Origin of the sequence: Burkholderia sp. DN3021 (assembly GCF_049805555.1) — a bacterium.
In the GTDB taxonomy this organism is placed as follows: domain Bacteria; phylum Pseudomonadota; class Gammaproteobacteria; order Burkholderiales; family Burkholderiaceae; genus Burkholderia; species Burkholderia pyrrocinia_C.
The window spans coordinates 34,463-57,211 of sequence record NZ_JBNCAB010000003.1 but is presented as its reverse complement, the minus strand read 5'-3'; the positions used below and the strand labels follow the sequence as shown (position 1 = coordinate 57,211).

Genomic DNA, 22,749 nt, shown 5'->3' with positions numbered 1-22,749 from the left:
GCAAGAACATATAATTCTCGCATAGAACCCTTTGGCGCCTTCGATGTCACCCTTTTCGTTCACCCTGCTGTTCGCGCTCGCCGTGCTCGCGATGGTCGTCACCAAGCTGTGGCTCGCGTCGCGGCAGATCCGCTTCGTCGCCGCGCACCGCAACGGCGTACCGGCGCAGTTCAGCGCAACCATCCCGCTGACCGCCCACCAGCGCGCGGCCGACTATACGGTCGAGCGCACCCGGCTGACGATGCTCGAGATCGTCGTCAGCGCGGCCGTGCTGGTCGGCCTCACGCTGCTCGGCGGCGTCGGCGCGCTCGACACGCTGCTGACCGGCTGGCTCGGCCGCGGTTACGGGCAGCAGGTTGCGCTCGTCGCCGCGGTGCTCGTGATCACGAGCGTGATCGACATCCCGTTCGAGTATTACCGCCAGTTCGGGATCGAGCAGCGTTTCGGCTTCAACCGGATGACGAAGCGGCTGTTCTTCACCGACATGCTGAAGAACACGCTGATCGGCGCCGCGCTCGGCCTGCCGCTGCTGTTCGCCGTGCTGTGGCTGATGAACCAGGCCGGCAGCCTGTGGTGGCTGTGGGCATGGGTCGTGCTGGTCGTCTACCTGATGTTCGTGCAGTTGATCTTCCCGACCTTCATCGCGCCGGTCTTCAACAAATTCGAGCCGCTGAACGATGACGCGCTGCGCTCGCGCATCGAATCGCTGATGAAGCGCTGCGGCTTCGCGGCGAAGGGCCTGTTCGTGATGGACGGCAGCCGCCGCTCCGCGCACGGCAATGCGTATTTCACGGGCTTCGGTGCGTCGAAGCGCATCGTGTTCTTCGACACGCTGCTCGCGCGCCTGTCCGGCCAGGAAATCGAAGCCGTGCTCGCGCACGAACTCGGCCATTTCAAGCGCCGCCACGTGATGAAGGGAATGCTCGTGTCGTTCCTGCTGAGCCTCGTGCTGCTCGCGCTGCTCGGCTGGCTGGCGCAACGCACGTGGTTCTACACGGGGCTCGGCGTCACGCCATCGCTCGACACGAGCAACGCGGGGGCCGCGCTCGTGCTGTTCTTCCTCGCGATTCCGGTGTTCCTGTTCTTCGCTACGCCGTTGAGCAGTCTCACGTCGCGCAAGCACGAATTCGAGGCCGACGCGTTCGCGGCCAGCCAGACCGACGCGCAGGATCTCGTCAGCGCGCTCGTGAAGCTCTACGAGGACAACGCGTCGACGCTGACGCCCGACCCCGTCTACACGGCCTTCTATTACTCGCATCCGCCCGCATCGCAGCGGATCGACCGCCTGCTGCAGCTCGCATGAGCCGGCCGCCTTCCCGCAAGCCGGCCCCGCGCGCGTCGGGCGCGCAACGTGTCGAAGGCCGCGTGATCGCGGCGCACGGCCGCCACTACATCGTCGCGCCCGACGACGGCGGCCCGATGCTGCAGTGCTTCCCGCGCGGCAAGAAGAGCGACATCGCGGTCGGCGACCGCGTCGTGTACGAACACGCGTCGGCCGACCAGGGCGTGATCGTCGAGATCGGCGAACGGCGCAACCTGCTGTACCGTTCCGACCAGTTCAAGTCGAAGCTCTTCGCGGCCAACCTCGACCAGTTGCTGATCGTGCTCGCGACCGAGCCCTATTTCAGCGAAGACCTGCTCGGCCGCGCGCTGATCGCCGCCGACGCGAACGAGCTGAAGCCGCTCGTCGTGCTGAACAAGATCGACGTCGAGGCTGCGCTGCCGGTCGCGCGCGAGCGCCTCGCGCCGTACCGCGCGCTCGGCTACGACGTGCTCGAGCTGTCGGTGAAGGGCTCGCCCGACGACGCGCGCGCGCAACTGATGCCGCACCTCGCCGGCCATTCGACGATCCTGCTCGGCCAGTCCGGGATGGGCAAGTCGACGCTCGTGAACCTGCTCGTTCCCGATGCCGAAGCCGCGACGCGCGAAATCTCGGCCGCGCTCAACAGCGGCCGCCACACGACGACGTTCACGCGCCTCTACCCGCTGGAGGGCGGCGGCGCGCTGATCGATTCGCCGGGCTTCCAGGAATTCGGCCTCTACCATCTGACGGAAGGCCGTCTCGAGCGCGCGTTTCCGGAGTTCCGGCCGTTGCTCGCGGACTGCCGTTTCTATAATTGTCATCATCTGCACGAGCCCGGCTGCGCGATTCTCGAAGCGGTCGCCGACGGCCGCATCGCGCCGTCGCGGCACGCGCTGTATGCGCAGCTGGTGCACGAGGCGAGCCAGATCGTCCGCTGATCGCGCGACAGGCGCGCGGCGGCCGATGCCGTTCGGGCCGGCCTTCATCGACAGGAGCCGCCATGCGTTTCAAGGCACCCGATCTTGCGACGGCGCAGCATTGGGCCAACGTGCTTCAGGTGGCCGGCATCGGTTGCGAGCTGCATAACTGCTACGCGACCGGCGCACTCGGCGGCCTGCCCGCCGACGCGTGCACGCCCGAGCTGTGGCTCGACGACGAACGCGACGACGCGCTCGCTCGCCGGCTGCTCGATGCCGCGTCGCACGGCCCGTCGGCCGGCGCCGCGCCGTGGCGCTGCCGGCAGTGCGGCGAAGCGCTCGAGGCCCAGTTCACGGCGTGCTGGCAATGCGGCGCCGTGCGCGATCCGCTCGACGACTGACCCACAGCAAAAAGGCCGGCATCAAGCCGGCCTTTGCCTTTCATCGGGCGCTGCGCGGCCCCGTCACGACACCCACACGGCGAGCGTCAGCATCAGCAGCAGGATCATCCACAGGATCACCGCACGCCAGACGAGGCCGACCGCCGACTGCAGCGTACGCGGCGTGCAATCATCACCGACCGTCAGCGGACCGCTGTCGCCGACCGCCAGCGCATCGAGGCTCGACGGTTCCGCGAGCGGCCCCGCGAGACGCGCGCCGAGCGCCCCGCTGCCGGCTGCCAGCAGCACGCCGTCGTTCGGGTCGGGCCACTGGCGCGTGTGGTTGCGCCACGCGTAGATCGCATCCTCAAAATTGCCGACGATCGCGAAGCCGAGTGCGGTCAGTCGCGCGGGGATCCAGTCGATCACGAAGAACGCGCGTTGCGCGAACGTCGAGAAGGCGGCCGTGCGCTCGTCGCCCGGCGTCGACCAGCTGCGCGCGAGGTATTCGGAAATCCGGTACAGCACGGCGCCGGCCGGCCCGATCGGCAGCACATACCAGAAGAACACGCCGAACACGTGGCGATGCGATGCGACAACCGCGTGAATCAGCGTATGGCGGACGATTTCGCCGACCGGCATGTCGACCGTGTCGATGCCCGTCCACTCGCGCAGGATTTCGCGCGCACGCGGCACGTCGTCGTTGTTGAGCGCGAGATGGATGTCGGTGAAGTAATGGCTGAACTGTCGGAAGCCAAGCGTGAAATACACGACGACCACGTTCCACAGGAACGCGAGCACGAAGCTCACCTTGTACAGCAGGAAATAGATCAGTGCGACGACCAGCACCCACGGCAGCACGACCGCGAGCCACGCGAGGATACCGTGCTTCTGCTTGCCGGCGTCGAGGCCATGCGCGACGGTTTCCGCATGAAACTGGAACAGCGCGAACACCGGATTGTTCGGCGACAACGCGCGGACCTGTTCGATGATGAGGGCAAGGAGAACCGAAAAGAAAGTCATGCGTGGCGCCGTCTTCGGAGTTATGTCATTTTTTGCATAACGATAGCACAGCGTAAGCCGAGCATGGCTGCCGGCGCAGCCGCCCGGCGGCCGGCCGCGCGCGTGAGCCGGTGTGCGCGCCTATGCAGCGGCCAAGAAGCGGTACAGATTGCGAAACATGGCGGCAGTTGCGCCCCAGATGAAGTAATGCCCGCCCGGTTCGCCGTTCGGATAGGGCATCGCAAAAAAACGACGCTCGCCGCCTTCCCAACGGAACACGCGGACCTGATGGTTCGCGGGATTCATCAGGAACGCGAGCGGCACCTCAAAGATTTCGGCGACTTCGAACGTGTCGGCCTGCACGGTGAACGGCGGATGCACGAGGCCGACCACCGGCGCCACGCAGAAGCCGGTGCCGGTCAGGTAGTCGGGCAACGCGCCGAGGATCTCGACGCGTTCGGCAGCCAGCCCGATCTCTTCCTTCGCTTCGCGCAACGCGGTGGCGGTCGCATCGCGATCGAACGGTTCGCGACGGCCGCCGGGAAAGCTGATCTGCCCGGCGTGGTCGTTCAGGTGGTCGGCGCGCTGGGTCAGCAGCACGGTGAGGCCCGACTCGCGGGTGACGAGCGGCACGAGGACGGCCGCGCTGCGCGGATCGACGCCTTCCTGCAGCCTCGCCTCTCCGGGCTCGACGTTCCAGTCGAGCGTGCGCGCGAAACGGTCGCGCAAGCCGGACGGCGTCATCAGGCGGGGATCGATGGCGGGCAGGCCGGCGCCGGTGCCTTCGACCGGCAATACTTCGGGATCGATGATGGGGCGGCGGTTCAATGGGGCTCTCGGGTTCGTGTCGTATCGAGCATATTGTCGCGCCAGAATGAAAAAAGCACCCGGGTGGGTGCTTTTTCCTTACAGCTCTTACTCTTGGGAAGCTGCTGCGGTGCGATCCTTCGACACCAGCTTTTCCTTGATACGAGCCGACTTGCCCGAACGCTCGCGCAGGTAGTACAGCTTCGCGCGACGCACATCACCGCGGCGCTTCACGACGATGCTTGCCAGCAGCGGCGAGTACGTCTGGAACGTACGCTCGACGCCTTCGCCCGACGAGATCTTGCGGACGATGAAGTTCGAGTTCAGGCCACGGTTGCGAATCGCGATCACGACGCCTTCGTAAGCCTGAACGCGCTTGCGGTTACCTTCAACCACGTTCACGTTCACGATCACCGTGTCGCCCGGGGCGAATTCGGGGATCGTCTTGCCGGCGAGCGCGCGCTCGATTTCTTCCTGCTCAAGTTTTGCGATGAGGTTCATCACTGACTCCTATTGCCATCGTGTCGGCGTTTGCACCTGCCTGCTCCCAGGCCGGCCCCGATAGAGGATGGATTCACATCAGGCACCGCGCACGCATGCACGGCACCGCCAATTCCCGCCCGCGACGCCGCCTCAGGAGGCGTCCTTCGCTTCGCGTGCGAGGTTCGCAAGCCATGCCTCGTCGGCACGGCTCAACAACTTTTCGCGACGCGCCCGAACGATCAGGTCCGGCCGCTTCCGCAACGTATTCCGCAATGCTTCCTGACGCCGCCACCGCTCGATCTCGGCATGATGCCCGCCGAGCAGCACGTCCGGCACGCGCACGCCGTCATATTCCTCGGGGCGCGTGTAATGCGGACAATCGAGCAGGCCGTCGACGAAACTGTCCTGCACGGCCGACTGCGAATCGTTCAGCACACCGGGCAGCAACCGCACGACCGCATCCATCATCGCCATCGCCGGCAGTTCCCCGCCCGACAGCACGAAATCCCCGAGGCTGATTTCCTCGTCGACGCAACGGTCGAGCAGGCGCTGGTCGATCGCTTCATAGCGGCCGCACAACACGACGACACCCGGCTCCTGCGCCATCCGCACCGCTCGCTCGTGCGTGAGCGGCGCGCCCTGCGGCGACATCATCACGACGCGCGTGCTCGCGATGCCCTGCTCCGCCTGCGCCGCTTTCGCGGCGCCGATCGCGGCTTCGAGCGGCCTGGCCAGCATCACCATGCCCGGACCGCCGCCGTACGGACGATCGTCGACCGTGCGGTAGTTGTCCGTCGTGAAATCACGCGGGTTCCAGGTGCGCAGCCCGAAGCGCCCTTGCTTGACGGCCCGGCTGGTGATTCCCCAGTCGGTCAGTGCGCGGAACATCTCGGGAAAGAGCGTGACGACGTCGAACTGCACCGCGCTCTCGGTAACCTGGTTCATTTCAGTAATCGGCTTCCCAGTCGACGACGATGCGACGCGCCGCCTGATCCACCGTTTTGACGTATACGCCGACAAACGGAATCAACCGTTCGTCGGTGGTCGGCTGACCGTCTTTGCCGGTCGCCGGATACTCGACACGCATGATCGAATGCACGCCGTTGTCGATCATCCCGCTCACCTTCCCGAGCGCCACCGATTGCTCGTTGACGACATCGAGACCGATCAGGTCGACCCAATAGAATTCGTCCGCGGCCAATGCCGGGAAATCTTCCCGGCGCACGAACACGCGAAAGCCGCGCATGGCCAGCGCGGCATCGCGGTCGCTGACGCCCGCGGGTTGCGCAACGACGGTGTCGCTGTGCGTCTTCGACTGCATGATGCGGACGGAAAGCCGCTCCGCACCGCGTTCCAGCCACCAGCGGCGCGCGTTGAGCAGCGCGTCGCCGCCGCGACCGGCGTCGGCATGCGTCGCCACCTTGATCCAGCCCTTAAGGCCGTAGGCGTCGACCACCGCCCCGACCTCGACAGCATCGTCGGGCCAGGCTTGCGTCGCTTCGAGGCTACCCTGTTCGGCAGCCTGACCGGCGTTCGCGACAACGTCGCGCTCGACCGGCTTGCGGACGAATGCGCCGAATGACGCACGCCCGCGCCTTGCATTACCGGAATCGTGACCCGCCATCAATGCACCTCACAGCCGGCACGACCGGCACACCGTGCCATGTTAGGCAGCCGGTTGCGCCTTTTGCGCTTCCTTCACGAGACGCTGGACGGTCGGCGACAGTTGCGCGCCAACACCTTGCCAGTACGTCAGGCGGTCCTGAGCGATACGCAGCGATTCGCCCTTCGTAGCAACCGGGTTGTAGAAACCGACGCGCTCGATGAAGCGGCCGTCACGACGGTTGCGCGAATCGGTAGCAACGATGTTGTAGAACGGGCGCTTCTTCGAGCCGCCACGAGCCAGACGGATGATAACCATATGATGTCCTTCGGAAAACCGGGTTCGAAACTACTGAAACACGCGATTATAGCCGGAAACCAGAGGCACAACAAACACTTACGCGCAAAAAATCCACGGACGGCCCGTCCGCCGGGCATACAATCGTCGTGTCCAGGACGCTCCCGACCGTCATGCCGCTCCTTCGCGCCGCCCCGACGCGCCGCGCGCAGCACCGTTTCATCGCGCTGCTTGCCGGCCTTGCCTGCCTCGCGTCCGCAACCGCGTTCGCCGCGCCGTTGCCGGCCGATGAACTGGTCGTGCCGCCCGGCTTCCACGTGGAAGTGCTGACCGACGCGGTACCGACCGCACGCGAAATGGCGTGGTCGCCGCGCGGCATCCTGTATGTCGGCACGCGGGAAGGCCGCGTGCATGCGTTCGAGATGCACGAGGGCCGGATCAGCGCGCGCCACGTGATCGCGTCCGGACTCGACATGCCTGTCGGCGTAGCCTACCGCGATGGTGCGCTCTATATATCAGCCGTGTCGCGCATCCTGCGCCTCGATCGCATCGACGACCGGCTCGCCAAGCCACCGCCCCCTGCCGTCGTGACCGACGCGCTGCCGACCGACCACCATCACGGCTGGAAATTCATCGCGTTCGGCCCCGACGGCAAGCTTTACGTGCCGACCGGTGCACCGTGCAACGTCTGTCTCGCCGATCGCAGCCGCTACGCGATCATTGCGCGCATGAAGGCCGACGGCAGCGGACGCGAGGTCGTCGCCCGCGGCGTGCGCAATACGGTCGGCTTCGCATGGCACCCCGATTCGGGAGAGCTCTGGTTTACCGACAACGGGCGCGACATGATGGGCGACGACGTGCCCGACGACAAGCTGAACCGCGCGCCGCGCGCCGGCCTCGACTTCGGCTTTCCGTACTGCCATGGCGGCGATACGCCCGACCCCGAATTCGGCAGCGCCGACGTATGCCGCCGTTATGTGCCGCCCGTATTGAAACTCGGCGCACACGTCGCGGCGCTGGGCATGCGCTTCTATACCGGGCCGATGTTTCCGGCGTCGTATCGCAATAGCGTGTTCATCGCCGAACACGGTTCGTGGAACCGCAGCACGAAGGTCGGCTACCGCGTGATGCGCGTCGTCGTATCGGCGGACGGCAGCCAGGCGCGCCAGACCCCATTCGTCACGGGCTGGCTGCGGCCCGACGGCACGGTGTGGGGACGCCCGGCCGACGTGCTGCCGCTGCCGGACGGTTCGCTGCTCGTCAGCGACGACTACGCAGGTGCAATCTACCGCGTGACCTATGCGGCACCTTGACGCAGGCCGGGGGTGACCGGGCCCGACCGGGCATCGTAGAATGCGTGCCGGGCCGCGCGCCCGCGCCGGCCCGCCGGCCGCCCATGCCAACGACAATACGCCGCCATCCATGTCCAGCAGCACCGCACCGTCCCGCCGCTTCCGTTCCAAGACGCTCACCGCCGCCCTCGCATTCCTGTTCGGATCGCTCGGCGCGCACCGCTTCTATCTGTACGGCTTTCGCGACGTGTACGGCTGGGCACACCTGCTCGCGACGATCGTCGGCATCCCGGGCTTCCTCCTGCTCGCGGCGACCCAGCGCAGCGCCGGCCTCGGCTGGTGGCTCGCGGTACCTGGCGCGATCTCGCTGCTGGCGGCGTTCCTCGCCGCACTCGTCTACGGGCTGCGCCCCGACGAAAAGTGGGACGCGCAATTCAACGCGGAGACCGGCAAGCACAGCCGGTCGGGCTGGACCGTGATCTTTGTCGTGATCTTCTCGCTGCTGATCGGTGCATTCCTGCTGATGACCGCGCTCGCGCTGTCGTTCCAGACGTATTTCGAATCGCAGGTCGAAGCAGCGAAGCAGATTTCGCAGTAAGCGCAACGAGCGCGACACACCGGCGCCGACGAGCACCGATATTGCGCGCCAGTCAGAACAGGTTCAACTGCATGTCGTCGCGCGACTTCGCGCCGGCCGCGCGCACTGCCATGCGCGGCGCAGGCACTGCGGCGGCCGGCGCGCCGCGAAACTGCGACAGATCGAGGATGCCGTTCGTGCGCTCGTTCAGCCCGAGCCGCTTGACGGCCTGGCGGAAACGCTGCCGCAACAGGTCGGCCCAGATCCCCTCGCCCTTCATCCGTTTCGAGAAATCCGAGTCGTAGTCTTTCCCGCCGCGCATGTCGCGCACGCGGTTCATCACGCGCTCCGCACGATCGGGAAAATGCGCGGCGAGCCAGCTCTTGAACAGCGGCGCGACCTCCCACGGCAACCGCAGGATGATGTAGCTCGCATGCGTCGCGCCCGCTTCCGCGCACGCTTCGAGCACGCGCTCCATGTCGGGCTCGGTGACGAACGGGATCACCGGCGCAATGCTCACGCCGACCGGCACGCCTGCATCGCGCAGCGCGCGGATCGTGCGCAACCGGCGCGCCGGCGTCGCCGCCCGCGGCTCGAGCGTGCGCGAGAGATCGGCATCGAGCGTCGTGATCGTGACTGCCGCCATCACCTGCCCGCGCTCCGCCATCGGTGCAAGCAGGTCGAGATCGCGCTCGATCAGCGACGACTTCGTGATCGCGGCGAACGGCAACCCGCGATCGTGCATCACCTGGATCACGCTGCGCGTGATGCGCAGGTCGCGCTCGACCGGCTGATAGGCGTCGGTATTGACGCCGAGCGCGATCGGCTCAGGCACGTAGCGCTTGCGCGAAATCTCGCGCTCGAGCAGTTCGGCCGCATTGACCTTCGCGTAGATCCGGCTTTCGAAATCGAGCCCCGGCGACAGGCCGAGATAGCTGTGCGTCGGCCGCGCGAAGCAGTAGATGCAGCCGTGCTCGCAACCGCGATACGGATTGAGCGATACGCTGAACGGAATATCGGGCGACTGGTTGTGCGTCAGGATGCTCTTCGCACGCTCCTCGAACACCTGCGTGCGCAGCGGCGCGGGGAAGTCGGCATCGTCCGACTCGTGCGTCCAGCCGTCGTCGACCGCTTCGCGCTGCGCGAGCTCGTACCGCCCCTGCAGGTTGTCGACCGCACCGCGCCCCTTGAGGGGCACGGGCGGCGCTACCGGAAATTCGTTGTCGGATCGATCGTCCATTTGCCCACCCATTCGCCTGCGCCCAATACTGTACATTTATACAGTATTGGGCGCAGCATGCCAAGGGCGGGATAAGGGGCCCGGTAACGGGCCGCCGGCGCGTCACTCGCCGACCGCGATCGTCAGCGTTTCCTTGATTTCCTCCATCACGACATAGCTCTTCGACTGTACGGCGCCGGGCAACTGCAGCAGGATGTCGCCGAGCAGCTTCCGGTAGTCGGCCATCTCGCCGATCCGCGCCTTGATCAGATAGTCGAAATCGCCGGATACGAGGTGGCATTCGAGCACCTCGTCGATCTTCATCACTTCCCGACGGAATTGCTCGAACATGTTGCCGCCCTTGTGGCCGAGCGTGATCTCGACGAACACCAGCAGCGCGGCACCCAGCTGGCCCGGGTCGACCCGCGCGTGATAGCCGGTGATCACGCCGTCCCGCTCCATGCGCCGCACGCGCTCGATGCACGGCGTGACAGTCAGGCCGACCTGTTCCGCGAGGTCTTTCATCGCCATCCGGCCGTCGTCCTGGAGCAGTTTGAGGATGCGCCGGTCGAGCTTGTCGAGCGAGCGTACGGGCTGACGTTGCGTTCTCATTTGTTTATGCTGAAAACCTAAAAAATACGATAACAAAACCTGCACATTCGACAATACCATAGCTCAAAAAACTAGATCAGCTAGAGGTTACACGGAACCGCGGGTGCGTCCGGCCTCGATCTGGTCCCTTCCATCTGGAGCAGCTATGCGAGTCGTCATTCTGGGCAGCGGTGTGGTGGGCGTGGCAAGCGCGTATTACCTCGCGCGCGCCGGTCATGAAGTCACTGTGATCGACCGGGAAGCCGGCCCTGCGCTCGAGACGAGCTTCGCGAACGCGGGCCAGATCTCCCCCGGCTATGCCGCGCCTTGGGCCGCGCCCGGCGTGCCGCTGAAGGCCGTCAAATGGATGTTCGAAAAGCATGCGCCGCTCGCGATCCGTCTCGACGGCACGCGCTTCCAGCTCCAGTGGATGTGGCAGATGCTGCGCAACTGCACGACCGAGCGCTATGCAGTCAACAAGGGCCGCATGGTCCGCCTCGCCGAATACAGCCGCGACTGCCTGCAGGCGCTGCGCGCCGACACCGGCATCCAGTACGAAGGGCGCACGGGCGGCACGCTGCAGCTGTTCCGCACGCAGCAGCAACTCGACGGCGCGGCGAAGGACATCGCCGTGCTGCAGGAAGCGAACGTGCCGTTCGAACTGCTGTCGCCGGCCGACCTGAAGAATGCCGAACCGGCACTCGCCGCGGTGTCGCACAAGCTGACGGGCGGCCTGCGCCTGCCGGGCGACGAAACGGGCGATTGCCAGCTGTTCACGACGCGCCTCGCGGCGCTCGCCGAATCGCTCGGCGTCAAGTTCCGCTACAACACGCCGATCGACGCGCTCGCGATTGCCGGCGGCAAGATCGCCGGCGTGCAATGCGGCAGCGAGACGGTGCGCGCGGACGCGTACGTCGTCGCGCTCGGCTCGTACTCGACCAGCTTCATCTCGAACCTGATGAAGATCCCGGTCTATCCGCTGAAGGGCTATTCGATCACCGCGCCGATCGTCAACGAAGCGGCCGCGCCCGTGTCGACCGTGCTCGACGAGACCTACAAGATCGCGATCACGCGCTTCGACCAGCGCATCCGCGTCGGCGGCATGGCGGAAATCGTCGGCTTCGACAAGAACCTGCGCGCCGCGCGCCGCGAAACGCTCGAGATGTGCGTGAACGACCTGTTCCCGGGCGGCGGCGATACGTCGAAGGCGACGTTCTGGACGGGCCTGCGCCCGATGACGCCGGACGGCACGCCGATCGTCGGCCGCACGCCGGTGTCGAACCTGTTCCTGAACACCGGCCACGGCACGCTCGGCTGGACGATGTCGTGCGGTTCGGGCCAGCTGCTCGCAGACCTGATCTCGGGCAAGAAGCCGGCGATCCAGGCCGACGACCTGTCGGTGCACCGTTACCTGAAGGAAGTGGCCGGCCAGACGCGCCCGGCATACGCATAAGCCGGGATGGCTCGCCGTAGCGCGGGCCGGTCGGCATCGAACGAGACAGGCGCCTCGACGGCGCCTTTCTTCGTTTCAGCGATTACGTTGCCGATGGGAACTGCGCAACGGTGTCGATGACCGCGCGTTCCTTCAGCACGAAAAGCCTGTCTGTCCGTGACGGCATCGCAACCGCTCGCGGCGCTCGCACCGCTTTTGCTCAGTGCGAAAAAAGGGGCGCTCATCGCGCCCCTCGTCTTCATGCTTGACGCTGAAGCGTCACGCCGCGTCAGCCGAGCTCGGCCACGAGCTCCGGCACGAGCGTGAACAGATCGCCGACGAGGCCGTAGTCGGCCACGCTGAAGATCGGTGCCTCCGGATCCTTGTTGATCGCGACGATCACCTTCGAATCCTTCATGCCGGCCAGATGCTGGATCGCTCCGGAAATGCCGACCGCGATGTACAGCTGCGGTGCGACGATCTTGCCGGTCTGGCCAACTTGATAGTCGTTCGGCACATAGCCTGCATCGACTGCCGCGCGCGATGCACCCAGGGCCGCGCTCAGCTTGTCGGCCAGCGGCTCCAGCACCTTCGTGTAGTTTTCACCGCTGCCCAGACCGCGGCCGCCCGACACGATGATGCTTGCCGACGTCAGTTCCGGACGGTCCAGCTTCGTCACTTCACGGCTCACGAACTGCGACTTGCCTGCGTCGGCTGCCGCTTCGATCTTCTCGACCGAAGCGCTGCCGCCTTCGGCCGCCACCGGATCGAAACCCGTCGCACGCACCGTGATGACCTTGATCGGGTCGCTCGACTGCACCGTCGCGATTGCGTTGCCTGCGTAGATCGGGCGCTCGAACGTATCGGCCGAATCGACCGCCGTGATGTCCGAAATCTGCGCGACGTCCAGCTTCGCGGCGATGCGCGGCGCGATGTTCTTGCCGTAGGCGGTCGCCGGCGCGAGGATGTGCGAGTAGTCCTTCGCGATGTTCAGCGCGGTCGCTTCGACGTTTTCCGCGAGGCCCGCTTCGAGCTGCGGCGCGTCGGCCAGCAGCACCTTCAAAACACCTGCGATCTTCGCTGCTGCGTCTGCAGCCGCTTGCGCATTGTGGCCCGCGACCAGCACGTGAATGTCACCGCCGACGAATTTGCCAACCTCGGCCGCCGCTGCCACCGTGTTCAGCGTCGCGGCCTTGATCGACGCGTTGTCGTGTTCTGCAATCACCAGAATCGTCATTTCTTTGCGCTCCCTCTTACAGCACCTTGGCTTCGGTCTTCAGCTTCTCGACCAGCGTCTTCACGTCCGGCACCTTCACGCCGGCCGCGCGCTTCGGCGGCTCGACCACCTTCAGCGTCTTCAGACGCGGCGCGACCTCCACGCCCAGGTCTTCCGGCTTCACGATTTCCAGCGGCTTCTTCTTCGCCTTCATGATGTTCGGCAGCGTCACGTAGCGCGGCTCGTTCAGGCGCAGGTCGGTCGTGATCACCGCCGGCAGCGTCAGCGACAGCGTTTCCGCGCCGCCGTCGACTTCGCGCGCAACCGTGGCCTTGCCGTCCGCGACCGTCACCTTCGACGCGAACGTCGCTTGCGGCAGGCCGGCCAGCGCAGCCAGCATCTGGCCCGTCTGGTTCGAATCGTCGTCGATTGCCTGCTTGCCGAGGATCACCAGCTGCGGCTGTTCCTTGTCGACCAGCGCCTTCAGGATCTTCGCGACGGCCAGCGGCTCGACGCTGTCGTTCGACTCGACGAGGATCGCGCGGTCCGCGCCGATCGCCAGCGCCGTGCGCAGCGTTTCCTGCGCCTGCGTGACGCCCACCGACACCGCGATCACTTCGGTCGCGACGCCCGCTTCCTTCAGGCGCACCGCTTCTTCAACGGCGATTTCGTCGAACGGGTTCATCGACATCTTCACGTTCGCGATGTCGACGCCCGTGTTGTCCGACTTCACGCGGACCTTCACGTTGTAATCGACCACTCTTTTCACTGGCACCAGGATTTTCATGCACACGCTCCAAAGTTACGAATACGACCAGAGGCCATTCTATAGCGAGGCCTCATGACTGCGCGGCCAAGCGGACCCATCCATCGTGGCTGTCGAGGATACCGCTTCTTGGCGACGCGCCAATGATAGCGAACGGTCGTTCTATTTTAAAAGAGAAAAAACCCGGACGCAAAGCCCGGGTTTTCGATCATCAACTCTAATCCCGCCGGGCACCCCGCACTCTGCCCGTTACCAGGCGGCAATGACCGCGCCGCCGAACTTGCCTTCGATGAACTGCTTCACGTCGGCCGAATGATAGGCCGCAATCAGTTTCGCGACCCACGGCTTGTTCCGGTCTGCGTCGCGAATCGCGAGGATGTTCGCGTACGGGCCGTTCGGCCCCTCGATCGCGATCGCGTCCTGTTTCGGTTTCAACCCTGCTTCCATCGCGTAGTTGGTATTGATCGCGGCCGCGTCGACGTCGCCGAGCGAGCGCGGAATCTGCGCCGCATCGAGTTCGACGATCTTCAGCTTGCGCGGATTGTCGACGATATCGAGCGGCGTCGCCTTCAGCCCCGCATCCGCGCGCAGTTTCAGGAGGCCCTGCTTTTGCAGCAACAGCAGCGCACGGCCGCCGTTGGTCGGATCGTTCGGGACCGCGATGCGCGCGCCGGGCTTCAGTTCGGTCAGCGACTTCACGCGCTTCGAATAAATGCCCATCGGGAACGTGACAGTATCCGCGACCTTGATCAGCTTGTAGCCGCGATCCTTCACCTGCGCCTGCAGATACGGATCGTGCTGGTAGCTGTTCGCGTCGAGGTCGCCCGACGCGAGCGCCGCGTTCGGCTGCACGTAATCGGAGAATTCGACGATGCGGATCTCGAGGCCGCTCTTCGCCGCGACCTTCTTCACCGCTTCCATGATCTGCGCGTGCGGCCCGCCCGTCACGCCCACCTTGATGGTTTCGGCCTGTGCGTGCGCACCCGCGAACAGCGCGGCTGCGCCGAGTGCCGCCGCGAATTTCAGCATGAAGCGTCGTTGCATCGTCTCTCCCCTAATGGATGATCAATTTCGTCTTATTTGTGGCTCAACCGGCGGACTAGCCAGTCGCCGAACGACTGCACGATCTGCACGAACACGATCAGGATCGCGACGACCGTCCACATCACTTCCGGCAGATAGCGCTGGTAGCCGTAGCGAATCCCGAGATCGCCGAGCCCGCCGCCGCCGATCGCGCCCGCCATCGCCGAATAGCCGACCAGCGACACGAACGTGATCGTCAGGCCCGCCACGACGCCCGGCAGCGATTCGGGCAACAGCACCTTGAATACGATCTGCGACGTGGTCGCGCCCATCGATTGCGCGGCTTCGATCAGCCCGCGGTCGACTTCGCGCAGCGCCGTCTCGACGAGACGCGCGATGAACGGCGCGGCCGCCAGCGTCAGCGGCACGACCGCCGCGGCCGTGCCGATCGACGAGCCCGTGACGAGCCGCGTAAACGGAATCACTGCGACCAGCAGGATGATGAACGGCGTCGAGCGGACCGCGTTCACGATGCCGCCGAGCACGCGATTCACCGCGAGGTTCTGCAGCACGCCCTGGCGATCGGTCAGGTAGAGCAGCACGCCGAGCGGCAGGCCGACGAGCGCGCCGACCGCCCCGGAGATGCCGACCATGATCAGCGTCTCCCAGAACGACTGCACGAACATATCGAACATCTCACTCAACATACGAAAGCTCCTCTACCACCACGCCTTGCTCGCGCAGGAACGCGAGCGCCTGCCCGACCTTGCCCGGCTCGCCGCCCGCGAGCACCGCGAGCGAACCGAATGCCTGCCCCTGGATCTCGTCGATCTGGCCGTGCAGGATGTTGAAATCGAGTTCGTAACGGCGGATCGTCTCCGACAGGATCGGCTGGTCGACACCCGAGCCCGTGAACGCAAGCCGCAGCAGATGCCCGCTGCCCGTCTTCAGCCGCTCGGCCACGCGCACCTTCAGCGCGGGCGGCAGTTCCTGCGCGATCACGTCGCCGATCAGCGCGCGCGTCACTTCGTGATGCGGCTGCAGGAACACGTCGATCACGCGGCCTTCCTCGACCACCCGCCCCGCATCGAGCACCGCGACGCGATCGCATACCTGCTTGATCACTTCCATCTGGTGCGTGATCAGCACGATCGTCAGGCCGAGTTCGCGGTTGATACGCTTGAGCAGGTCGAGGATCGAACGTGTGGTCTCGGGATCGAGCGCGGACGTCGCCTCGTCCGACAACAGCACCTTCGGCTGGCTCGCGAGCGCGCGTGCGATGCCGACGCGCTGCTTCTGTCCGCCGCTGATCTGCGCCGGGTAACGATCCTTCTGTGCGGACAGCCCGACGAGGTCGAGCAGCGGCAGCACGGCGGCCTCGATGTCGGCACGGCTTGCGCCGGCCAGCTCCAGCGGCAGCGCGACGTTGTCGAACACCGTGCGCGACGACAGCAGGTTGAAGTGCTGGAAGATCATGCCGATCTCGCGGCGCGCCTCGCGCAGCGCGCCGGCCGGCAGCAGCGTGAGATCGCGCCCGCCGACGACGACATTGCCTTCGGTCGGCCGCGTGAGCAGGTTGATGGTGCGCACGAGCGTGCTCTTGCCGGCGCCGCTTCGGCCGATGATGCCGAACACCTCGCCCTGCGGAATCGTCAGGTTGACGTTGTGCAGCGCCTCGACCCAGCCGCTCGGCCCGGGGAAACGCTGCGAAAGATTGCGTAATTCGATCATGTAAACAAAACGGCGGCCGGCCGGCGAGCAGGCCCGCCAGTCGGCCACCGATGCATCTGGAATAGCCGGCGATTTTACCGCAAACCCCTCATTCCCCTTAATAATCGATTTCGATCTTTTCATAACCTCACGAAATTAGAGGGGCACCGCTGGCCCGCCGCGGGAGTGTCGCGACTATGATCCGGAACACGCATGCCAACGAACAGGGGACCCGCCAGATGACCGCCACCACCACGCCGGCCGCCACACCTGCCATCGCCGGATCGGCGCCTGCGTCGCCGCCGGCGCCGAAAATGGGCCGGCTCACCGCGGACGGGCTCGAACTGGCGTCGTACCGCTGGCCGGCCGGCAGCGGCACCGCGCCGCCGCGCGCGACGATCGCGCTCGTGCACGGCCTCGCCGAACACGCGGGCCGTTATGCCGCGCTCGCCGGCCGGCTGAACGCGGCCGGCATCGACGTGCTCGCGATCGATCTGCGCGGGCACGGCCAGTCGCCCGGCAAGCGAGCCTGGGTCGAGCGTTTCGACGGTTACCTGAACGACGCGGATGCGCTGGTCGCGGAGGCCGCACGCGGCAATGCGCCGCTATTCCTGATGGGACACAGCATGGGCGGCGCGGTCGCCGCGCTGTACGCGATAGAACGCGCGCCGGCCAGCGGCCACGCGCTGACGGGCCTCGTACTGTCGAGCCCGGCGCTCGCACCGGGGCGCGATGTACCGCGCTGGATGCTCGCAGTAAGTCGCGTCATCAGCCGCGCGTGGCCGACCTTTCCCGCGATCCGGATCGACGCGGCGCTGCTGTCGCGCGATCCGGCCATCGTCGCGGCCAATCGCGCCGACCCGCTCGTGCATCACGGCGCGGTGCCCGCGCGCACCGGCGCGGAGATTCTCGACGCGATGGCGCGTATCGAACGCGGTCGCGGCGCCCTGCGCGTCCCGGTGCTCGTCTATCACGGCACCGAGGACAAGCTGACCGAACCCGACGGCAGCCGTGCGTTCGGCGCGCGAGTCGGCTCGCCCGATCGCACGCTGACGCTATACGAAGGTGGTTTCCACGAAACGATGAACGATCTCGAACGCGATCGCGTGATCGACGCGCTGATCGCGTGGATTCACGCGCGCGTGCCGGCGCGCTGATCAAGCGCACATGCCGGCGGCGGCCCGCCGGTCAGATGCCGGCCAGCACGCGCAGGTGCGCGACGACACTGCGCCCGAGCGCGGACAGGTTGTAGCCGCCCTCGAGACAGCTCACGATGCGGCCCTGCGCATGACGACGTGCAACGTCGACGATCTGCGCAGTCAGCCATTCGAAGTCGGCCTCGACGAGGCCGAGATTGCCGATGTCGTCCTCGCGATGCGCATCGAAGCCCGCCGACACGAACAGCATCTGCGGCTTGAACGCGTCGAGACGCGGCAGCCAGAACATGTCGACGGCTTCGCGAATCGCCATCCCGTTGCTGCGCGCGGGCATCGGCAGGTTGACCATGTTCGGCGCCTGGTGATCGACGCCCGAGAACGGGTACAGCGGATGCTGGAAGAAACTGCACATCAGTACGCGCTCGTCGTTGGCAAACGCAGCCTCGGTGCCGTTGCCGTGGTGCACGTCGAAATCGATGATCGCCACACGCTCGAGACCGTGCACGTCGAGCGCATGCCGCGCGGCGATTGCGACGTTGTTGAAGAAGCAAAAACCCATCGCGCGCGCGGGCTCCGCATGGTGGCCGGGCGGCCGGACGCCGCAGAACGCATTCGCATAGCGGCCTTCGATCACCGCGTCGGTCGCCGCGACCGCGGCACCGGCTGCACGCAGCGCCGCGCGCCACGTGTCGCGGTTCATCAGCGTATCGGGATCGATCTCGACGTAGCCGTCGACCGGCGTCATGCTCCGGATGTAGTCGATGTGCGCCTGCGTATGCACACGACCCAGCGCCACCTCGCTCGCGAACGGCGCGGTTTCGTGCACGATCAGGTCGTCGATGCGGCTCGCGATCAGTTGATCCTGGATCGCCGACAATCGGGCCGGGCATTCCGGATGCCATTCCCCCATCTCGTGCAGCATGCAGTCGGGGTGCGTATAGAAAGCGGTTGCCATAAGCTGTCTTCCGCAGCGCGCGGTGCGCCGCAGGTCTCCATCAATGATGTCCATCGTCTGCCGCGAATTCGCCGCTAACTTACCACAACGGGGCCCCGTTTCGCCCCGGCGCGCCGGATGCGTCGGGTATACTGCGCCGAACCCAATCGCCCCGTCCGCCCGCTTCGACATGAATTCCAGCAAGCCTGCCGCCCTTCTCCCCGCGCTGCTCCGTGTTCGCGCTCCGCTCGTCGTCGCCGCCGTCGCCGCCGTCGCCGCAGCCCTCGGCGCCGCGCCTGCCGGCGCGCAGACGCAGCCTGCGAAGCCTGCCGGTACGCGCGTCGCACAGGCCCAGCAGCCGACGCCGCAAGGCCAGACCTTCGAAGAGGAAATCGTTCCGCAGCGTTACGCGAGCAACGCGAAGGTCGACGCGTTCATCGACGAGATGGTGAGCCGCAACGGCTTCGACTCCGCGAGCCTGCATGCGCTGTTCTCGCGCATCAGCTATTCGGCGACGGCGGTCAAGCTCGTGAAGCCCGCCGCGTCGCCGACGGTCAAGAACTGGAACGTCTATCGCTCGCGCTTCATCGAGCCGATCCGCATCAATGCGGGCGTGAAGTTCTGGAAAGCCAACCAGGCGACGCTGCAGCGCGCATCCGAAGAATTCGGCGTGCCGCCCGAGGTGATCGTCGGCATCATCGGCGTCGAGACGATCTACGGCCGCTACATGGGCAATTTCCGCGTGCTCGACGCGCTGACGACGCTCACGTTCGACTATCCGGACACGCCGAATCGCGACAGCCGCCAGGCAACGTTCCGCAAGAACCTCGAGGATTTCCTGGTCTGGACCCGCGACAACCAGCTCGACCCGACCACCGTGCTCGGCTCGTATACAGGGGCAATCGGGATCCCGCAGTTTCTGCCGAGCAGCATCCGCGAATATGCCGTCAACTTCGACGGCACGGGCCACGTCGATCTGCGCAGCAGTCCTGTCGACGCGATCGGCAGCGTCGCGAACTACCTGAAGCAGCACGGCTGGGAAACCGACCGCCCGGTGGTCTGGCAGATCACGCCCGATACCGGCAGCCTGGGGATCGCACAGGCCGCCGCCGACGGCCAGCCCGAACCGCACTGGGCGCTGTCGCAACTGATGCGCGCGGGCATGACGCTGAACGAACCGGCGGTCAACATCACCACCGAAGCCGCTACGCCGGTGACCGTGATCGACCTGCCGTCGCCGGGGCGCGCAACCGAATACATGCTCGGGCTCAAGAATTTCTACGTGCTGACGCGCTACAACCGCAGCTTCTTCTACGCACTTACCGTGTACCAGCTCGGCGAGGCCGTGAAGGCGCAGATGGAAGCGAGCGGCGCGCTGAAGCCGGCCAACGCAGACGAGCAAGCGCAGTAGGCAACGCACCCGCCCAAACAAAAAACGCCGCAACTGCGGCGTTTTTTTATCGCGTGCGGGACGGGCTCAGGCCGGGAACACGCCCGTGGACAGATAACGGTCGCCGCGATCGCAAACGATGAACACGATCGTCGCGTTCTCGACCTGACGCGCGATGCGCATCGCGACTTCGCACGCGCCGCCCGACGAAATGCCCGCGAAGATGCCTTCGACAGCCGCCAGCCGGCGCGCCATCGTTTCGGAGGCGGCCTGGCTCACGTTCTCGACGCGGTCGACGCGGCTGCGATCGAAGATCGTCGGCAGATAGGCTTCCGGCCACTTGCGGATGCCCGGAATGCGCGAACCTTCTTCCGGCTGCGCACCGACGATCTCGATCGCAGGATTCTGCTCCTTCAGATACTGCGACACGCCCATGATCGTGCCGGTCGTGCCCATCGCCGACACGAAGTGCGTCACGCGCCCGTCGGTGTCGCGCCAGATCTCCGGACCGGTCGCTTCGTAGTGCGCGACCGGGTTGTCGGGGTTGGCGAACTGATCGAGGATCACGCCCTTGCCCTCGCGTTGCATCTGGTCCGCCAGGTCACGCGCCAGCTCCATCCCGCCCTTCACCGGCGTGAGGATGATCTCGGCGCCATAGGCCGCCATGCTCTGGCGGCGCTCGACTGACAGGTCCTCCGGCATGATCAGCACCATCTTGTAGCCGCGAATCGCCGCTGCCATCGCGAGCGCGATGCCCGTGTTGCCGCTCGTCGCCTCGATCAGCGTATCGCCCGGCTTGATGCGCCCGCGCGCCTCGGCCTTGCTGATCATCGACAGCGCCGGGCGATCCTTCACGGAACCGGCCGGATTGTTGCCCTCGAGCTTCGCGAGCACCACGTTGTTGCGCGCGCGAATCTCGTCGTCCGGCAAGCGGACCAGTTGCACGAGCGGCGTATTGCCGATCGTGTCTTCGATAGTTTTGTAAGCCATGGGTATACCGTGAGTACGAGGCCGATCAATCGATCGATTGTAAACCAGCACCGCCGCTCGCGCCGGCAACCCCTTTGCGACGATGGAATACGCATGCCGCGCGATTCGCGATCGCCGCGCACGCAGCGCGCACGCAAAAAACCCGCGGCATGCCGCGGGAAGCCGTCGCAATGACGGCGACTGAAGGAGCTCTTTGTCGGTCGCGCGCGACGCGTTACTTCTGCGCGGTGCGGGCAGGTGCCGCGGCGGGCTTTGCTGCTGCCGCCTTGCCCGCGACCGGCGCGGCTGCAGTGCCCGAGCCGGCCGCGCCTGCGCCGGCCGCACCTATCGTCAGCCCTTCCTGCTGAAGTCGCTCGACGGTATGGCCGCCCATGCCTTTCACGCGTGACGCGAGATCGTCCGCACTCCTGAACGGACCGCGCGCGCCGCGTTCGTCCAGAATCGCCTTCGCCCGCGCCGGGCCGATGCCCTTGATGCCGACGAGCGCATCCTCGTTCGCGGTGTTGACGTCGACGGCCGCCCAGGCCGACGCGACTGCGCCGAGCATGACCGCTGCGGCAAACCATTTTCTGATCATGTGCTGGATCTCCGATGAAAACGGCCGGCGGCTGCCGACCGTGAGACCCAGTCTATCGGTGCAACGCTTCCGTTTAAACCTGGCCGGACAGCCAACGAACGTAGCGGTCGACGCCTTCCTGCACGGTCAGGAACGGCGCGTCGTAGCCGGCCGCGCGCAGTTTCGTCTGGTCGGCCTGCGTGAAGCACTGGTACTTGCCGCGCAACGCATCGGGGAACGGCACGTATTCGATCAGCCCCTGCTCGACCTGCTGCGCGAGCGTCAGCGGCGGCAGGTTGTCGAGCGCACGCAGCGTGTTCACGACCGTCGACGCGATATCGTTGAACGGCTGCGCACGGCCTGTGCCGAGGTTGAAGATGCCCGACTTCTCCGGATGATCGAAGAAGAACAGGTTCACCTTCGCGACGTCCTCGACCGACACGAAATCGCGCGTCTGCTCGCCCGGTGCATAGCCGTTGTACTCGCCGAACAGCTTCACCTTGCCTTCCGCGCGGAACTGGTTGAAGTTGTGGAACGCAACCGACGCCATGCGGCCCTTGTGCGTTTCGCGCGCGCCGTACACGTTGAAATAGCGGAAGCCGGCGATCTGGCTCTTCGCGGTCGGCAGCACGCGACGGATCACCTGGTCGAACAGGAACTTCGAATAGCCGTACACGTTCAGCGGCGCCTCGACATCGCGCTCCTCGACGAAACGCGTCGAGCCGCCGTAGATCGCGGCCGACGACGCGTACAGGAACTGCGCGCCCTGTGCGAGGCACGCGTCGAGCACCGCGCGGCTGTAGCGGAAGTTGTTGTCCATCATGTAGCGGCCGTCGGTTTCCATCGTGTCCGAACAGGCGCCTTCGTGGAACACCGCGCGCACCTTGCCGAAATCGCCGCGCGCAAAGCGTTCGACGAATTCCGTCTTGTCGAGATAGTCGTCGATCTCGCAATCGACGAGATTGCGGAACTTGTCCGCGCGCGTCAGGTTGTCGACCGCGATGATGCGCGTCTCGCCGCGCTCGTTGAGCGCCTTGACGATATTCGCGCCGATAAAACCGGCTGCGCCGGTGACGATGAGGGTCATGATCGTCCTGCCTGAAA

At 65.9% G+C, this 22,749-nt stretch carries 25 protein-coding genes; 8 read left to right on the top strand and 17 right to left on the bottom strand.

Features of this window, described 5'->3' with window-relative positions:
- Window positions 1-43 precede the first annotated feature (43 nt).
- The 3 genes from ACPUER_RS02525 to ACPUER_RS02515 all read left to right on the top strand — a co-directional run bounded on the left by ACPUER_RS02525 (window position 44) and on the right by ACPUER_RS02515 (window position 2,621).
- Window positions 44-1,303: a M48 family metallopeptidase gene (locus ACPUER_RS02525; RefSeq protein WP_425130280.1), complete on the top strand. Its 1,260-nt coding sequence runs from the start codon at window positions 44-46 to the stop codon at window positions 1,301-1,303.
- Window positions 1,300-2,241, top strand: coding sequence for a ribosome small subunit-dependent GTPase A (gene rsgA / locus ACPUER_RS02520; RefSeq protein ID WP_175963722.1), 942 nt, complete (start codon window positions 1,300-1,302; stop codon window positions 2,239-2,241). Before ACPUER_RS02525 ends, rsgA begins: the two co-directional genes overlap by 4 nt.
- Window positions 2,242-2,303: 62 nt before the next feature.
- Window positions 2,304-2,621, top strand: coding sequence for a putative signal transducing protein (locus ACPUER_RS02515; RefSeq protein WP_011351362.1), 318 nt, complete (start codon window positions 2,304-2,306; stop codon window positions 2,619-2,621).
- 63 nt (window positions 2,622-2,684) lie between these two features.
- On the opposite strand, the gene ACPUER_RS02510 is transcribed toward ACPUER_RS02515, so the two are convergent.
- From ACPUER_RS02510 to rpsP, 6 genes are all read right to left on the bottom strand, one after another.
- The gene (locus ACPUER_RS02510) at window positions 2,685-3,623 is read right to left on the bottom strand and encodes a CobD/CbiB family protein (RefSeq protein ID WP_034183056.1); all 939 of its coding nucleotides are present in this window, start codon (window positions 3,621-3,623) and stop codon (window positions 2,685-2,687) included.
- Window positions 3,624-3,743: 120 nt separating this feature from the next.
- Window positions 3,744-4,430, bottom strand: coding sequence for a CoA pyrophosphatase (locus tag ACPUER_RS02505; RefSeq protein ID WP_034183055.1), 687 nt, complete (start codon window positions 4,428-4,430; stop codon window positions 3,744-3,746).
- 87 nt (window positions 4,431-4,517) lie between these two features.
- Window positions 4,518-4,910, bottom strand: a complete 393-nt coding sequence (rplS, locus tag ACPUER_RS02500; RefSeq protein ID WP_011883860.1) for a 50S ribosomal protein L19 — start codon at window positions 4,908-4,910, stop codon at window positions 4,518-4,520.
- A gap of 132 nt (window positions 4,911-5,042) precedes the next feature.
- Window positions 5,043-5,837, bottom strand: a complete 795-nt coding sequence (gene trmD, locus ACPUER_RS02495) for a tRNA (guanosine(37)-N1)-methyltransferase TrmD (RefSeq protein ID WP_034183054.1) — start codon at window positions 5,835-5,837, stop codon at window positions 5,043-5,045.
- 1 nt (window position 5,838) lies between these two features.
- Window positions 5,839-6,516 carry a ribosome maturation factor RimM gene (gene rimM / locus ACPUER_RS02490; RefSeq protein WP_175963721.1) on the bottom strand — a complete coding sequence of 226 codons (678 nt, stop codon included), beginning with the start codon at window positions 6,514-6,516 and terminating at the stop codon, window positions 5,839-5,841.
- A gap of 42 nt (window positions 6,517-6,558) precedes the next feature.
- Window positions 6,559-6,813: a 30S ribosomal protein S16 gene (gene rpsP / locus ACPUER_RS02485; protein WP_006476550.1), complete on the bottom strand. Its 255-nt coding sequence runs from the start codon at window positions 6,811-6,813 to the stop codon at window positions 6,559-6,561.
- Window positions 6,814-6,965: 152 nt separating this feature from the next.
- Between rpsP and ACPUER_RS02480 the strand changes: the two genes are divergently transcribed.
- Window positions 6,966-8,105, top strand: a complete 1,140-nt coding sequence (locus ACPUER_RS02480) for a PQQ-dependent sugar dehydrogenase (RefSeq protein WP_425130279.1) — start codon at window positions 6,966-6,968, stop codon at window positions 8,103-8,105.
- Window positions 8,106-8,214: 109 nt separating this feature from the next.
- On the top strand, window positions 8,215-8,682 hold the full coding sequence (locus ACPUER_RS02475) for an NINE protein (RefSeq protein WP_034183440.1): 468 nt from the start codon (window positions 8,215-8,217) through the stop codon (window positions 8,680-8,682).
- A gap of 52 nt (window positions 8,683-8,734) precedes the next feature.
- Here ACPUER_RS02475 and ACPUER_RS02470 read toward each other — a convergent pair whose 3' ends face one another.
- Complete coding sequence (locus tag ACPUER_RS02470) at window positions 8,735-9,913, bottom strand: PA0069 family radical SAM protein (protein ID WP_310137041.1); 1,179 nt, start codon at window positions 9,911-9,913, stop codon at window positions 8,735-8,737.
- Between the two features lie 90 nt (window positions 9,914-10,003).
- On the bottom strand, window positions 10,004-10,492 hold the full coding sequence (locus ACPUER_RS02465; protein ID WP_012492860.1) for an Lrp/AsnC ligand binding domain-containing protein: 489 nt from the start codon (window positions 10,490-10,492) through the stop codon (window positions 10,004-10,006).
- A gap of 145 nt (window positions 10,493-10,637) precedes the next feature.
- On the opposite strand from ACPUER_RS02465, the gene ACPUER_RS02460 reads away from it, so the two are divergent.
- Window positions 10,638-11,924: a D-amino acid dehydrogenase gene (locus tag ACPUER_RS02460; RefSeq protein WP_065500480.1), complete on the top strand. Its 1,287-nt coding sequence runs from the start codon at window positions 10,638-10,640 to the stop codon at window positions 11,922-11,924.
- Between the two features lie 268 nt (window positions 11,925-12,192).
- Here the strand turns inward: ACPUER_RS02460 and ACPUER_RS02455 are convergent, their stop codons facing one another.
- From ACPUER_RS02455 to ACPUER_RS02435, 5 genes are all read right to left on the bottom strand, one after another.
- Window positions 12,193-13,140 (bottom strand): electron transfer flavoprotein subunit alpha/FixB family protein, encoded by a 948-nt coding sequence (locus tag ACPUER_RS02455; protein WP_425130278.1) that lies wholly within the window; start codon window positions 13,138-13,140, stop codon window positions 12,193-12,195.
- 16 nt (window positions 13,141-13,156) lie between these two features.
- Complete coding sequence (locus tag ACPUER_RS02450) at window positions 13,157-13,906, bottom strand: electron transfer flavoprotein subunit beta/FixA family protein (protein ID WP_425130277.1); 750 nt, start codon at window positions 13,904-13,906, stop codon at window positions 13,157-13,159.
- A 228-nt stretch (window positions 13,907-14,134) separates the two neighbouring features.
- Window positions 14,135-14,929, bottom strand: a complete 795-nt coding sequence (locus ACPUER_RS02445) for a MetQ/NlpA family ABC transporter substrate-binding protein (protein WP_175963715.1) — start codon at window positions 14,927-14,929, stop codon at window positions 14,135-14,137.
- A 32-nt stretch (window positions 14,930-14,961) separates the two neighbouring features.
- Entirely contained in the window at window positions 14,962-15,615 is a 654-nt protein-coding gene (locus ACPUER_RS02440) for a methionine ABC transporter permease (RefSeq protein WP_006486982.1), read from the bottom strand.
- A complete protein-coding gene (locus ACPUER_RS02435) occupies window positions 15,605-16,639 on the bottom strand; it encodes a methionine ABC transporter ATP-binding protein (protein ID WP_034183046.1) in 1,035 nt (344 codons plus the stop codon). The genes ACPUER_RS02440 and ACPUER_RS02435 overlap by 11 nt, the downstream gene beginning before the upstream one ends.
- Window positions 16,640-16,857: 218 nt before the next feature.
- Here ACPUER_RS02435 and ACPUER_RS02430 point away from each other — a divergent pair, with 218 nt between their 5' ends.
- Window positions 16,858-17,775 (top strand): lysophospholipase, encoded by a 918-nt coding sequence (locus ACPUER_RS02430; protein WP_425130276.1) that lies wholly within the window; start codon window positions 16,858-16,860, stop codon window positions 17,773-17,775.
- A gap of 31 nt (window positions 17,776-17,806) precedes the next feature.
- On the opposite strand, the gene ACPUER_RS02425 is transcribed toward ACPUER_RS02430, so the two are convergent.
- Window positions 17,807-18,730, bottom strand: coding sequence for a histone deacetylase family protein (locus ACPUER_RS02425; RefSeq protein ID WP_425130275.1), 924 nt, complete (start codon window positions 18,728-18,730; stop codon window positions 17,807-17,809).
- 43 nt (window positions 18,731-18,773) lie between these two features.
- Between ACPUER_RS02425 and mltB the strand changes: the two genes are divergently transcribed.
- Entirely contained in the window at window positions 18,774-20,120 is a 1,347-nt protein-coding gene (mltB, locus tag ACPUER_RS02420) for a lytic murein transglycosylase B (RefSeq protein WP_425130274.1), read from the top strand.
- Window positions 20,121-20,186: 66 nt separating this feature from the next.
- Here mltB and cysM read toward each other — a convergent pair whose 3' ends face one another.
- The 3 genes from cysM to rfaD form a co-directional block, all read right to left on the bottom strand.
- Window positions 20,187-21,089 carry a cysteine synthase CysM gene (gene cysM / locus ACPUER_RS02415; RefSeq protein WP_310137054.1) on the bottom strand — a complete coding sequence of 301 codons (903 nt, stop codon included), beginning with the start codon at window positions 21,087-21,089 and terminating at the stop codon, window positions 20,187-20,189.
- 214 nt (window positions 21,090-21,303) lie between these two features.
- Window positions 21,304-21,666, bottom strand: coding sequence for a ComEA family DNA-binding protein (locus ACPUER_RS02410; RefSeq protein ID WP_072436053.1), 363 nt, complete (start codon window positions 21,664-21,666; stop codon window positions 21,304-21,306).
- Window positions 21,667-21,739: 73 nt separating this feature from the next.
- A complete protein-coding gene (gene rfaD, locus ACPUER_RS02405) occupies window positions 21,740-22,732 on the bottom strand; it encodes an ADP-glyceromanno-heptose 6-epimerase (protein WP_034183439.1) in 993 nt (330 codons plus the stop codon).
- Window positions 22,733-22,749 lie beyond the last annotated feature (17 nt).

Coding starts and splice junctions, on each gene's coding strand:
- ACPUER_RS02525 (WP_425130280.1), top strand. CDS start 44: ATGTCACCCTTTTCGTTCACCCTGCTGTTCGCGCTCGCCGTGCTCGCG.
- rsgA (WP_175963722.1), top strand. CDS start 1,300: ATGAGCCGGCCGCCTTCCCGCAAGCCGGCCCCGCGCGCGTCGGGCGCG.
- ACPUER_RS02515 (WP_011351362.1), top strand. CDS start 2,304: ATGCGTTTCAAGGCACCCGATCTTGCGACGGCGCAGCATTGGGCCAAC.
- ACPUER_RS02510 (WP_034183056.1), bottom strand. CDS start 3,623: ATGACTTTCTTTTCGGTTCTCCTTGCCCTCATCATCGAACAGGTCCGC.
- rplS (WP_011883860.1), bottom strand. CDS start 4,910: ATGAACCTCATCGCAAAACTTGAGCAGGAAGAAATCGAGCGCGCGCTC.
- trmD (WP_034183054.1), bottom strand. CDS start 5,837: ATGAACCAGGTTACCGAGAGCGCGGTGCAGTTCGACGTCGTCACGCTC.
- rimM (WP_175963721.1), bottom strand. CDS start 6,516: ATGGCGGGTCACGATTCCGGTAATGCAAGGCGCGGGCGTGCGTCATTC.
- rpsP (WP_006476550.1), bottom strand. CDS start 6,813: ATGGTTATCATCCGTCTGGCTCGTGGCGGCTCGAAGAAGCGCCCGTTC.
- ACPUER_RS02480 (WP_425130279.1), top strand. CDS start 6,966: ATGCCGCTCCTTCGCGCCGCCCCGACGCGCCGCGCGCAGCACCGTTTC.
- ACPUER_RS02475 (WP_034183440.1), top strand. CDS start 8,215: ATGTCCAGCAGCACCGCACCGTCCCGCCGCTTCCGTTCCAAGACGCTC.
- ACPUER_RS02470 (WP_310137041.1), bottom strand. CDS start 9,913: ATGGGTGGGCAAATGGACGATCGATCCGACAACGAATTTCCGGTAGCG.
- ACPUER_RS02465 (WP_012492860.1), bottom strand. CDS start 10,492: ATGAGAACGCAACGTCAGCCCGTACGCTCGCTCGACAAGCTCGACCGG.
- ACPUER_RS02460 (WP_065500480.1), top strand. CDS start 10,638: ATGCGAGTCGTCATTCTGGGCAGCGGTGTGGTGGGCGTGGCAAGCGCG.
- ACPUER_RS02455 (WP_425130278.1), bottom strand. CDS start 13,140: ATGACGATTCTGGTGATTGCAGAACACGACAACGCGTCGATCAAGGCC.
- ACPUER_RS02450 (WP_425130277.1), bottom strand. CDS start 13,906: ATGAAAATCCTGGTGCCAGTGAAAAGAGTGGTCGATTACAACGTGAAG.
- ACPUER_RS02445 (WP_175963715.1), bottom strand. CDS start 14,929: ATGCAACGACGCTTCATGCTGAAATTCGCGGCGGCACTCGGCGCAGCC.
- ACPUER_RS02440 (WP_006486982.1), bottom strand. CDS start 15,615: ATGTTGAGTGAGATGTTCGATATGTTCGTGCAGTCGTTCTGGGAGACG.
- ACPUER_RS02435 (WP_034183046.1), bottom strand. CDS start 16,639: ATGATCGAATTACGCAATCTTTCGCAGCGTTTCCCCGGGCCGAGCGGC.
- ACPUER_RS02430 (WP_425130276.1), top strand. CDS start 16,858: ATGACCGCCACCACCACGCCGGCCGCCACACCTGCCATCGCCGGATCG.
- ACPUER_RS02425 (WP_425130275.1), bottom strand. CDS start 18,730: ATGGCAACCGCTTTCTATACGCACCCCGACTGCATGCTGCACGAGATG.
- mltB (WP_425130274.1), top strand. CDS start 18,774: ATGATGTCCATCGTCTGCCGCGAATTCGCCGCTAACTTACCACAACGG.
- cysM (WP_310137054.1), bottom strand. CDS start 21,089: ATGGCTTACAAAACTATCGAAGACACGATCGGCAATACGCCGCTCGTG.
- ACPUER_RS02410 (WP_072436053.1), bottom strand. CDS start 21,666: ATGATCAGAAAATGGTTTGCCGCAGCGGTCATGCTCGGCGCAGTCGCG.
- rfaD (WP_034183439.1), bottom strand. CDS start 22,732: ATGACCCTCATCGTCACCGGCGCAGCCGGTTTTATCGGCGCGAATATC.